Consider the following 13,104-nt stretch of genomic DNA (forward strand, 5'->3'; position numbering starts at 1 on the left):
TGTTGAGTTGATCTTGGAAAGAGCAGTGATGAGTCTAGCGGTATATAAAGATAGCAGGAATGGAAGAAGTGAAAGTTTTCGAATGCTGTCAAATGCAATCGTTTATTTTATTCAAAATGATCGACGGAGTTATGCCTGGAAATACCTTGAAAAAATGGATGATTTCAATTTAGAGGAAGACATGTATTTTGAAGCAAATCTTCGATTACTTCTCAAGGGAATCTGGGAAACATTGAGGGGAAATGACCAGGGAAAAGAAAAGGTGAAGCAGTCTTTAAAGGTCTGCGAGTATCTCTCATCTGAACAATATCAGAAAATGAACTATGAACTGCTGATCTACGTAGAAAAGTTATTTAATGTGGATTTTGAGTTAGAAGAAATGTCAGCTTATCTTTCTTAGAAAGATAAGCTATTTTGGATCATCTTAGGAGCATTAATATCTTAGCTGTACATCTAGCGCTATTTCTGTCGATACAACAAGATGTTTTGATCGTTATTTTATAATCCCTATTATTGCAGATTATTATTGTGGATTGACAGAGAATAATTCAACAACTTTTCAATGGAAGATCAGAATCTGGGAGCAAAAAAAGGTTTCAATTGTAACGGTGATTTTTGCCAGTGTTAAGAAATCAATTCTCAATTGCTGTTTTTTTGACGCTTAGTATTGTGTAAAAAACAAATCAAAGAGAGCTGAAAGGGCACTTTTTGATGAAAATCAATTTTCAAATTCGTCGTATACGAGACTTTTTACCTTATACGACGAATAATGAAATTTTCACCCCTTTTTGTATTATGCTAATAGCATATTTATGGATAGGAGGGAATATCACATGGCAGGAGCAATTACAGTCACACCCGAACAGCTGAAATCACAGGCGAAGGTTTATCAACAAGCCTCAGCCCAAATCGAAGATGCAATTCGCAAAGTGAATTCGATGAATCAAACGATTTCTCAGCAATGGCAAGGGGAAGCGTTCCGAGCGTACTTAGAACAGTACAATCAGTTAGAAGGTAACGTGAAGCAAATGGAAGAATTGCTGGAAAGCATTCACGGACAGTTGAACAAATATGCGGATACCGTTGCTGAACGCGACCGTCAAGATGCTGGTTCATTCGGGCTAAATTAAACAAAGACGAAAGACGTCAGCACAAGTGGTGTGCTGACGTTTTTTTAGGAGAAGGACATGGAGAAGAAAAGAGAAAATAAACTCGCATTGCTGGGGATAACAATCGGCGGTATTTTGTTGGTTGCGGTATTACTATTTTTCGGGCTCAAAGATGACAATCTTAGAAAAGCTGCCGAAGATCAAACCTCTCAGGTTACGTATGCTTTGGTGAACGAAGATAAAGGTGCGAAGTTTGAGAATCGACAATACATATTAGGCAGAGACTTTGTTACCTTGATCAACAACGACTTGGATCATAATTGGCAGACGACCACAAGAAGTGTAGCAGATGCAGGACTCTCTGATGGTCAATTTGATGCGGTAATCTATATTCCGCAAAATTTTTCTGAGCGACTGCTTGATCTGCAAAGCATCGAGCCGGATCAGGCTGTGGTGGATTATCAAGTAAGTAAGGGACAAAATGAGCTGACCAATCAAGCAGTTCAGATAAAAGTCGATAGCATTTTGAAAGAATTCAATCAACGAATCGTTCAGATGTACTTTTCAAGTATCGTAGGAAATCTTTCAGAGGCGCAGCGTAATGTGAATACGATCGTGCAAGGTGACAAGGAAACACATACAACATTAGCTTCAGAGATCCAAAATCCTTTTAAGGAATTACCGGAAAACTTCTCATCCGTATTGGATGTATCCAGTATTTTAGATGCGGATAATGAGCGCTTTACCGCGGAGCAGAAGAGTTTCGTTGATTCTGTCAACCAATTATTGGATTCAAACAATGAAGGCTTGAAAGGTTCTAGCGATTCACTGGAAACAACTAAGGAAACGGTCGACGAATTTACTGAAGATGTCAATAAAAAAATCGAAGAAGCCATTCAGCAATTCAATGACCAAGTAGAGCTGCAAAAGGAGCAGTTAGCCCAACAGTGGGATAACGATTTACAAAACTATCAAGGACAATTCGATGGATTAAATCATTCATTAATGCAGCAGATGAATGATTTTTACCAGAGTGATGCCAATGGAAGCAAGACGAGCGGTGTATTGGCTGATTTTTATAGTCAAGCAGCTTATTTCAAAGAAAATCAAACGGCTCGGTTAGCAGAAATCACGGATGAGATTGATCAATTAGAGCAGCAGGTTGTGACCCTAAAAGAGTTGCGGACAAAAATCGCTGAGACTTATTACAGCGACGGCAGTAAAACACCAGAGAGTGCTACAGAAGAAGATAGCAAACAAGCCATCCTTAATTTAACAGATCTTTCTTCTAGCCAAAACGCCTCTAAATTGAAGGATCAATATTTAGATGTCTTAAATGAGAAGATCGCTATGCTGAATAATGGTGAGGTACGGGCATTATTGGATCTTTTAGTCAGTAACGGAAAGGTCACTAAGCCGCAGGCGGATCAATATATACAGGAATTGGAAATAATTGAAAAATATGCCAATGACTATGGTGTTGCTTTTAGTACAACACCGATTTTCAACTATTTGACTGGGGATGTGCCTCATGATAATCCAGTCGATATTGTCCAATCCCGTACGTTTGTTATCGATCCTAATGTAACGACAACACTCGATCTGAATTCAGGGTCAACTGTCAAAATCAAGGATGAAACGGTTCTGGCAGCTGAAATTAAGACCCTTTTAGATGCAAAACTAAGCAGTTATGATTATGAAGCGACCGTAACGGCTGGTTCTTCTCACAGTATAACGATCACGACGGCGCTCAAAGCAGGAGGAACTCCTCCGACGACTGCTCTGCCAGATCAAATCGGTGTGACAGTCCAGCCGACGATTGAATGGACATTGTCAGATACTGAGCTGAAGGAATCTTTCGTAAATCTTCTATATAACTGGCGAGTCAATGGTGTTGAGCAAGTCGCTGGGCACTACGCGAGTTTCGCAGATAAGGCGAATCCCTTAATCAATGATGTTCCTCATATTTTGGCTCAATTTGAAGCTTTAGGCGGAGCTGCGCAGCAGATCATGACGATCTTCGCTGAGCCGGGTCAGCAGTCAAATGTGGCTAGTTATCTCGCAACTATCAACGATTCGGCTAATCTCGGCTTGAGACTGGATGAGTTTGCGGCAAGTGATTCGATTTATCATTCCTATGACAATATTACAGATGATGCGAAAAAGAAGTTGATTCAAGATGCAGTAGTCAAGGAGTACAAAGCCGGTGGGGACAAGCTTTATCGTCAAACTGAAGATCAGATCGCCGCTTTGGAGCAAACAATCGGAACAAAAGAAAATGCGGAAAATGAAAAAAATACATTATATAGTACGCTGCACTTCATGATGCAGCCGGAGCTGTTAAAAAATGAAGCAGATAAATTAAATCAGTGGTTTGCTAAAGCCAACGAACAGATTGCAGCGACATATGGCAGCTGGAAGGAAGCTGAAAAAATTGAGGCCGGATCGGTGATCAATGAAGAAAATCCGCATCCGGAATCTGGTGATACAAAGCCAGTCGCAGAAGCGACAGCTTCGATTGTCAACACCATGAAGGAATTAGTGGAAACGGCTAAACAATCTGCGGAAACAACGAGTAAATCTGCGGCAGAGGTAGAGGATGTCGGTTCGAAAATTGAAGATCTGAAAAAGACGACTAAAGAAGTCCAAGGCAACGCAGATAAAGTTCTTAATAATTTGGACAAAGTAGTAGCGGATGCGAATAAGAAAGACAGCACAAATGATGAGTACAGCAAGAATTTTGATCAGGTTCTTTCCAATGCCCGCCAAGGCGGAGCCGATAATCAAAAAGTATTCAATTTCTTAGCAAGTCCAATGAGTACGATCGGAGAATTTGGAAAAAATCGAACGATTTCGGTCGTTCCTTATTATCTGACTTTTATCGGGACAATCGTTGCTCTGTTTATTGGATACGGACTTTCTTCTAGCTTATGGGAGCGTCAATTGCGCAAGCATGATTTCTTTGTTACACAGAGCCGAATTTGGAAGAATACTCCGAATGCCTTACGAACGCTGGCGGTAAGTATGCTGATCGCCCTGCTGGTAAGTGGTATAACGACACATTTAGTCACTATAAATTCAACCGTAAGCTGGTTCAGCTATACGTTTTTAGTTTTCTTGAGCTGTCTGCTGTTTACGACAGCATTAGCAAGGCAATTCAAACGGGCAGGTTTATTCATTGTGGGGTTACTATTTGGTTTCTATTTAATGATGACTCCATTGTTGGGGATGACGACCAATCCGGGAAGTGTGGTTCGTTTCATTTTCAGAGTGTCGCCTTTGCAAAATATTGAGAACGGATATACTGCTTTGCTTAATGGGATGTCGATCGGTTGGCTAACTTATTTAATCCTAATCGTGCTCGTATTGTTGGGTCTCGGTTTGAATTTCTTAGTAAGTGCGCAGAAGGATGCGCTAGGTGAGCCGTTAGGGCAGGTGATTGATCATGAATAAACGAAAAATCATTGGAATATTTGCGCTTTTATTTACTGTTGGGTTGTTTGGCAGAGAAGCAGAGGCAGACAACGGCAAATTGACGATCAACAATCAGGTTATTTATGAGGAAAATCAAGAAAAAGAAGATTCGATTGAGTATCTGATTGCACCAGATTTATTTTTAGAAAAGAAGACAATGACTAATCAGCAGCAGTTAGCGGCCCGTGAACAAATTGCACAACAGGCGAAAGATAAAGTCTTCGTCACGCGGCAGCTGCCTGAAACCGGTAAAGAAGAAAAAGCGTATGTGAAAAAATTATTTTTAGAAGGTTATCAAGGCGCCGCGTCCCATTCTAATCAAAGCATGACTCAGAAAAATACTATCCCTCAAGGATTAATCTACTTTTTGGCAGGGATAGTGATCGTGGGGATGTTGATTCTAGGAATTTTACTTGGACGCAGATTTTCGACAGTGTTTGTTCGGAAAAGTTAGGGGGATCATTTTGGAAAAAAGAACAGCAATCAATATTGGTTTACATTTTGAAGGAAATGTCATTGACCTGCGCATTCCTAATCGAGTAACGCTTGAGCGATTGGTACCCTTGCTGCAGGAAGCATTGGCAATCATGAATTTCAAGCTGCCGGAAAATTTCTCTTTGGAATTAATCAATAAACCAATCAAAATCAAGCAGCAATTACCCTTAGCTAATTACCCAATTAGCGATGGCGATCAATTATATGTAAGAACGGAGACAGAAAATGACGGAACGAAATGATGGTGTTATCACGATTGAACAAGAATTAGATCAGGCGACACTGACTACCAAGCTGACTGCCAATCAATTTAAATGGACCATGATTGAGCAATATCAGAACATTCTCGCTGAAACGGGCGAATGCTTGCAAGGAGAAATTCGTCAGCATAACGAAGAAGAAATGATCATTGATTATACAATTCCCAAGTTTGGCGAGACAGTCGAAAAATTAGCGGCGCGTTCGAACGAGTTGGAACGTTTGGAGTTAGCCCAGCAAATGCGTTTTCTTCTGGTTCAGCATCAGCAATTAGTCAATCCATTTGTCCATCCGGAAAACTTATTCGTTGTTGGACATACGATTCGTTTAGGCCATCGCGGATTACTGGAGATTGTTGCGCCGTTTCCAGTGACAGACGAGGTGTTTTTTAAACAATACAAAGCCTTAATCTGCTTTATTTTACAGCCGCAGCTGGATTTTGCTGGATTGGTCGATGGGTTAGGCGCGGTAAAGAATGCTTTAGTGGAAAAAATTTATCAGGCAACTTCACCAGAAGAAATCGACGGCTATCTTTCAGAGGCGAGCACATTCTTGCGGGAGAAAAATAGGCGGGAAAAGAAATTAGTCAAAAAGCAGCACTATCGTCTGTTTAAGTGGGGAAGTCTAGTCCTATTCGTCCTTGCAGTTGGTTTAGGCATTGGCTTATCCGTATATGCAGGTCGAGTAGTTCCGCTGCAGGAACGTGTGATCGAGGCAGAATCAAAATTCATCTTTAATGATTACTCCGGTGCAACAGCAGAATTGAAGCACGATGAAGCGGAGAAGTTACCTACCTCAGCGCAATATATTTTAGCTGCCAGCTATATTCAGCTTGACAGCTTAACGAATGAACAAAAAGAAGCGGTTCTTAATACCATCTCGCAAAAATCTAGTGAGAATACACTGCTATTCTGGATTTACTTAGGCCGCGGTGATTTTGATAAAGCGTTGAGCCTCGCAAAAAATATCGGGGACAACCAATACGTACTGCATGCGTACACAAAACTTTATGATGCCACCAAGGCTAATACGCGCATGGATGGCGAAAAGAAACAAGAATTGTTAAAGGAATACGAAGAACAAATCAATAATTACGTGAAGCTGCTAGGAGGACAAGTCAATGATGATCAAGCACAGTAATCGCCCTTGTCCATCAATCGATGATCAAATCATCGAAAAAGAGTCCGTCCTTTATGATGTTTTTCTTTTTGATACAGTTTTTGATCATATCGAGATTTCAGAAGGCCAAACCGTTCTTTTTCATGGATTTGTCGTCAGCTGCGTCAATGGAGAATTATTCTGTGAGAACTCATTAGAGTCGGAAAAGGAGTTGCTAATACTTCCTCACAGCGAATTGGCTGTTTTTACTACGACATTGCCAAAGGAATCCTGGACGATCTCCAAGGCTTCCGGTTCGGAGATTTCTTTACCCAGTGAAGCCTACGGAATCCTTTCAGTGAAAAATGATTTACAAGATTATTACCTAACTGTGGAAGCCAATGGTGAAAAACTTTATTGGAATGGGCAGCAGGTTGAGCGAATAGCTGACGATTTTTGTGTTGGGGATCAAGCGATTATCAGCGGGGTCATCATTGAGCGCAGAGAAAAACAATTCAAGATTACCTGTCTAAAAAGAGAAGTTCATTTAGATTTTCGCAAAATCATGCCAGAAGCACTGAAAAATGAATTTCCCACCAGTTTTCCTGATTTTCGCCGCAGCCCTCGGATTCATTTAAAGCCGCCGAAAAAGGAACAGACGGTGACTCCGCCAAGTGCAAAAACGGCGGAGGGGAAAAGTGAGATTTTACGTTCGATCGTTCCGCCATTAGGGATGGTTGTTCTAAGCGGTGCCTCCAGCGTATTAAGCGGAGGAAATCCGATCATGATGCTCAGTATGGGCGGCGCCAGCTTGTTAACCGCAGGCTTTTCCGTATCCAGCTATTTTACCAATAAAAAAGAAACGAAACGTAAAAACGAGCTGCGTTCTGAAACATACCAACGCTATATGATCCAACAGAAAAAAGAATTGGAGCAGCTTTCCGCCGAGCAGCGTAAGGCTTTGGAATACCATAATCCAGGGATGGAAACATTGGCACAGATGACTAAGGAATATCATCCGCGAATCTATGAACGAACAGCCACCAATGCTGATTTTTTACAGTTTCGTCTAGGAACCGGAGAAATCCCAGCCAGCTTTAAAGTCGAATTTCGTAAAAATGAAAATGAAGCCGACCCATTAGCTGATTTTGCTGACGAGAAGGTGGTGCGACCGCATCAAACGCTGAAAGAGGCGCCGATCACGACCACTTTGCTAGATCAAACGATTGGTTTAGCAGGGACGCCAGAAAATCTGCGAACGGCGGTTCAAAGCATCCTGTTTCAGATTTCTGTCTTCCATTCTTATCGCGATGTTCAGTTCATTGCTTTGTTAGGTGAAGAAGACTATGCAGAAAAATGGCATGACTGGCGTTGGCTGCCGCATTTCCAATTGCAGCAGTTGAACCTGCGAGGAATGATCCATAACGCTCAAAGCCGTGATATGGGCTTGAACTCCTTTTATCAGCTGATCACCAAGCGCCGGCAGCAGTTAAAGGAGTCGGAAAAAAATGAAAAAATACAATTTTCTCCTCATTATGTATTAACGATTTTAGATGAAAGCTGGTTGTCCGGTCACGGACTGAATGAATATCTTGCGGAAGACATGAGTCAATATGGCGTCACGGTCATTTGGGGAAAAGAAACGGCGAATATGCTGCCGGAAACAACGACGACTATGATCGAATATCAAAGCAGTGAAGCGGCGACATTAGTTAACGAAAATCATGTATACGTGAATCAATTTTTCCGTCCGATGCATCTGCCGACTACTTTTACGGTATCCGAAGCGATCCAGCGATTGGCGAATTTGAATCATGTTGAAGTTGAGAAGAATGCAATTCCCGAAGCCATTGATTTTCTAGGGATGTATGAAGTGAAGAAAACCGAGGAGCTGCAAATTGCGCAACGGTGGCAAAAAGCCAATACTTCTAAATCTCTCGCTGTTCCATTAGGCTTGCGAGGCAAGGACGATATTGTATCGCTGAACTTACATGAACGGGCACATGGACCGCATGGGTTGGTTGCCGGAACGACGGGTTCAGGGAAATCAGAAATCGTACAAAGTTATATTTTATCGTTGGCGGTCAATTTCGCGCCTGAAGATGTAGGCTTCTTGCCGATCGACTTCAAGGGCGGGGGAATGGCGAATCTTTTTGCCAAGCTGCCGCACCTATTAGGTTCGATCACTAACTTAGATGGTGCCAGCTCTGCCCGTGCGCTACAAAGTATTCGAGCAGAATTACAAAAACGTCAACGAAAATTTGGCGAATTTGGCGTCAATCATATTAATGGTTACACCAAGCTTTATAAACAGGGGAAGGAAATCACTGACCCAATTGAAAAGAAAAAATACCCAAGTGATCCATTGCCGCATTTGTTCCTGATCAGTGATGAGTTTGCGGAATTAAAGGCCAATGAACCTGACTTCATGGCGGAGTTAGTATCGACTGCACGGATCGGGCGTTCATTAGGTGTCCACTTGATCTTGGCGACTCAAAAGCCAAGCGGCGTCGTGGATGACCAAATCTGGTCCAACTCTCGGTTCAAATTAGCCTTAAAAGTCGCTGATCCAGCCGACTCAAATGAAATCATCAAAACACCTGATGCTGCAAGTATTACTCAACCAGGTCGTGCATATTTACAGGTCGGAAACAATGAAATATACGAGCTGTTCCAATCCGCATGGAGTGGCGCAACTTATGATCCAAATGCAAATCACGAAGAAAAAATCGATGAGCGAATTTGGTGGATCAACAATCTGGGCCAATACGAGCTATTAACAATGGATCTTTCAGAAGATGAAGTTGCGGTAGTCAAAACCGAAGAAGAACAAACACAATTAGATGCTGTGGTTGAAGCGATCGCTGAGTATGCGGAAGACTCTAAAGCCGTTCTGCCAGATAAACCATGGTTGCCGCCATTAGAAGAAGTGATCGATACACCAGTGATTGATCTAGCAGAATGGAAAAAAGAACGTCGCCTTGCTGTTCCGTTAGGTCTGATGGATATTCCTACACGTCAAGAGCAGGTGAATTTTGATTTTGATCTCGAGACCTTTAGTCACACGGCTGTGTACGGATCACCAGGTTTTGGGAAATCGACATTGCTGCAAACCCTGATCATGAACTTGGCTCGGCAAAATAATCCAGAGCAGGTTCAATTCAATCTCTTTGATTTCGGTACGAATGGGCTGCTGCCGTTAAAGGATCTGCCTCACGTGGTGGATCACGTTCGCCTAGAGGAAGAAGAAAAATTGATGAAGTTCCTCAAGCGGATTCGAACAGAGATTCAACAAAGAAAAGAAGCCTTTACCAACTATGGGGTCGCGAGTCTTTCCCAATACGAAAAGAAAGCCGGTGTATCTTTACCGGTGATCATTACAGTCGTGGATGGATTCGACGCAATCAAGGAATGTCCGTTAGAAGAATCGATTGAATCTGTGCTGAATCAATTGTTAAGAGAAGGGGCCAGTTTAGGTATATATGCGGTGATGGCAGTCTTGCGGACCAACAGCTTCAAGATGAGTATGTCGAGTAATATCCCATCGCATATCGGTCTGTTCTTAGTTGAAGAAGGTGCGATTCGTGATGTTGTCGGTCGCGATGCCTTGATTCCACAAGAAATTATCGGACGTGCGCAAATCAAATTAGACATACCGCAGGAAGTTCAAATCTATTTGCCGACAGCCGGTGAAAACGATATTGATCGCTTGAATCATCTGGAGGCGGAAATCGTCGAAATCGATCAAGCTTGGCAAGGCGAACGCCCAATGAAGATTCCGATGCTGTCGAATGTGATCAGTTTGGAAGAATTTTTTGCCAATCGAGCAACACAGCAAATGCTGGAGCAAGGACAATTACCGATCGCGCTGGATAAGGAAAGCACGGCTGTCGTCGGCTTCGATCCGCAAGAGCATGGCTATTTTGTGATTGGCGATGATACACCGCAGCAAACAGAATCGATCGAGCGAGTCATCATGGAAAACTTCAAACGGTTGGCAGGTCAGGTTCAGCGGGTCATCTTCAATAGCGGTGATCGCTTCGATGGGTATTCAGAAAGTGCGGATGTGCTGGTTTCTGAAGGAGAATACAGCACCTTTACCAATGACTTGATCAGTGAAATCAATGAACGCGAGATGAGTGGAATCCATGAGCCGATGTTTGTCTATATTCCCGACGTCCAAGCCTTTGGGGACAAATCATTTATCAGCAGCGAGAACTTCAATCGTTATCTGAAAAAAGGACCTAAAGTTGGGATGCACTTCATCCTGCAGGGGAATCAAAAACAAATCGAAAATAGCTTTGACGATGTGAATAAGACCTTGCGGGCCAATATTCCAGCCGGTATGGCAGGAACTCGCCTGATTGATCAAAGCTTTGTCAATGTGAAAAGCAGTTACAACGAACCAACCGTCGAGTTGGACGAAAGCCACTTCTTTGTCGGCAGGAATGCCTGCCGCGTGAAGCTGGTTAGTGAGTAAAAAACAGAGGAGTTTTATCACATGGTATAGCACGACTCACGCATCAATCTTGCAGGAATAGTAGGTTGGTTAAAAGAATTGGAAGATTACAACGAGGTATCAATATATTTTCAACAAAAAAAGAGGAGAGATACTTTGAAAGAAACGTTGAAAGCAGCAAAACAAAAGATGAAAAATGATAGTAGGCCCTATAATACGTACAGTTATTATTTAGGCCTTCCGATTATATTTACCGCTCTAATGGTTATTGCTTTTTTGGGTTTTGATATTGGTGGAACGGTAGGTAACGTCCTCTTTGTTTTTACTATATTTGCTCATATTGGCGCAAACAAATTGAAGTTAGTCTCTGGAAGAAAACATGTGGCACCAAGCTTACTTTACTTTTCAAACATAGTTTCTCTACTATTGATTCCTATAATATTTCTTGATTTCACGCGGGGTGGAGCGGGAGAAACATACTTTGTGATTTTGGGACTAATTTTGACGCCGATTCAAATACTAATGATTATTTTCTTTTTCATTAGCGCCAATGACATAAAAAAGGCTTATCCAACCATGAAACAAGATGCAAAGATTTCTCGTGAAGACTATTTAATGATTAAAAAAAGTAGTTAAAACAAAAATGGGTTATACCAATTATTTCTATCTAAAAAGGGAGTTTTATTAATGAAAAAGTTTATGAAATTGTTACTAGTTACCAGCTTATTGTTGACGGTCAGCGCCTGTTCAACCAAAGAAAAAGCAAAATCAGAGAAAAAGGAAGAATCTGCACAATCTTCATTGGTTGAATTAAGTGTCGAAGATGGAGCTTATATCGTTCCAATGGATAAGACAACAGGCGATGACGTGAAGTACTTAAGTCTAAACGTCAAGGTAACCAATAAATCAGATAAGAAGCTGGAGATTGCCCCAGATGATTTTGCTCTATATGACGAGGATGGCAAGAAGACGTCCAATGAAGATATCTACAGTTCTGATGATCAGTTCAAATCAATGAGTTATGAATCATTATCGGAGGACAAGAGTCTGACCGAGCCAATCGTTTTTCAGGTAACGAAGGGGAAAAAATATGAGCTGCATTTTAAACCAACAATTTTTGATCTTGAGGACGCAGAGGACGAAAGCAAAGAAGCTGGTGTTGAATTAAAAATCGATCAAACAAAATATAAAGATGAAACAGAAGAAGTCGAAAAATTAGCCAATCATTATATCCAAACTGTTTTCTTGGGAGCAGAAGAAAAGAGCGATGAAAAACTCGAATTAGGAAATGACTTAGCAAAAGAAAAACAAGCGTTTAAAGATTCAAGCATCAATTGTCTAAAAAACGAGTTCGAATATTATGAACCATCAACTCCAGAATTAGAAAAAGTAATCACTGAAATGCAAAACACGAATAGGAATAAAGGGAAAGTCACCTATAAGTTCAATGAGTTTTATCCAAACTTTGCGTCGATCTATGTTAGACCAGAAGTTGTCTTATTCGATAATGTCGATTCTAAAGCGATCGGCGAGCAATTCGCAAATGAGAATGAAGGCAAGTATGAAGAATACGATGATGCCCTTGATCGTGATATAGAAAAATATTTTTTACAAGAACTACCAGGAAAACTTGGTTCTTCTCCAATCAATACTGATCCAGACATGGATGGCGAAGGCTACAAAATTAATTTAGAGAAAAAAGATGGCAAATGGCAAGTTAAGTCCGAAAAATCCAGCAACAATTACAATTTTGCAAGCCTAACTCAGACATATAGAGGCGGGTTGTATGAGTAGAATATGGCGATAGTTTGTATGGATGGGTCTGTAAAGGCCCGTCCATTTACTGGTGTTAAAAAGGGAAAAATAGAAGGAGATTCATTATGGGGAAAGATATAACAAGTATTTTTGATTCAAATGAAGAAGAAATTAAGACAGATTATTTTTCGATCAGAGAAAATGTTCTGCATTTTGATCAAATCACTATCCAATTAAGCAATATCGCAAGAATTTATACGGGAAAAGCAAAGCTAAACATCCCAATGCCAATAGTAATTGTACTTATTGTTTCGTTGATAGTTTTAAAGTTTCAACCTTTAATTGGTGTAATAGGAGCTGGATTATCGGGTTTTTATCTGTACACTATTTTTCAAAAATACAATAATAATAAGCAATTTTTAGTTTTTAACTTAAATTCTGGTCATTACTATTCGA

The 13,104-nt window shown here is 41.1% G+C and carries 10 protein-coding genes; all 10 read left to right on the forward strand.

The genetic code is table 11. The features are described from left to right. Positions 1-400: Rgg family transcriptional regulator (locus A5875_RS16610; RefSeq protein WP_441316225.1), on the forward strand; the 400-nt coding region annotated here is incomplete at its 5' end. A gap of 433 nt (positions 401-833) precedes the next feature. After that, the gene (locus tag A5875_RS16615; RefSeq protein WP_010742512.1) at positions 834-1,130 is read left to right on the forward strand and encodes a WXG100 family type VII secretion target; all 297 of its coding nucleotides are present in this window, start codon (positions 834-836) and stop codon (positions 1,128-1,130) included. Positions 1,131-1,187: 57 nt separating this feature from the next. Next, a complete protein-coding gene (gene esaA / locus A5875_RS16620) occupies positions 1,188-4,562 on the forward strand; it encodes a type VII secretion protein EsaA (protein WP_088934740.1) in 3,375 nt (1,124 codons plus the stop codon). Further along, positions 4,555-5,037, forward strand: a complete 483-nt coding sequence (gene essA, locus A5875_RS16625) for a type VII secretion protein EssA (RefSeq protein ID WP_088934741.1) — start codon at positions 4,555-4,557, stop codon at positions 5,035-5,037. Before esaA ends, essA begins: the two co-directional genes overlap by 8 nt. A 10-nt stretch (positions 5,038-5,047) precedes the next feature. Beyond that, entirely contained in the window at positions 5,048-5,320 is a 273-nt protein-coding gene (locus A5875_RS16630; protein ID WP_088934742.1) for an EsaB/YukD family protein, read from the forward strand. Continuing rightward, positions 5,304-6,476 (forward strand): type VII secretion protein EssB, encoded by a 1,173-nt coding sequence (essB, locus tag A5875_RS16635; protein ID WP_088934743.1) that lies wholly within the window; start codon positions 5,304-5,306, stop codon positions 6,474-6,476. Before A5875_RS16630 ends, essB begins: the two co-directional genes overlap by 17 nt. Further along, a complete protein-coding gene (gene essC, locus A5875_RS16640; RefSeq protein ID WP_088935825.1) occupies positions 6,460-10,914 on the forward strand; it encodes a type VII secretion protein EssC in 4,455 nt (1,484 codons plus the stop codon). The genes essB and essC overlap by 17 nt, the downstream gene beginning before the upstream one ends. A gap of 135 nt (positions 10,915-11,049) precedes the next feature. Next, positions 11,050-11,529: a hypothetical protein gene (locus A5875_RS16645; RefSeq protein WP_088934744.1), complete on the forward strand. Its 480-nt coding sequence runs from the start codon at positions 11,050-11,052 to the stop codon at positions 11,527-11,529. Positions 11,530-11,580: 51 nt separating this feature from the next. Further along, positions 11,581-12,687 carry a DUF4352 domain-containing protein gene (locus A5875_RS16650; RefSeq protein WP_088934745.1) on the forward strand — a complete coding sequence of 369 codons (1,107 nt, stop codon included), beginning with the start codon at positions 11,581-11,583 and terminating at the stop codon, positions 12,685-12,687. 86 nt (positions 12,688-12,773) lie between these two features. Next, on the forward strand, positions 12,774-13,104 hold a 331-nt coding region (locus tag A5875_RS23785; protein ID WP_441316226.1), incomplete at its 3' end, for a hypothetical protein.

Source organism: Enterococcus sp. 3H8_DIV0648, from assembly GCF_002140655.1.
GTDB lineage: Bacteria > Bacillota > Bacilli > Lactobacillales > Enterococcaceae > Enterococcus_A > Enterococcus_A hulanensis.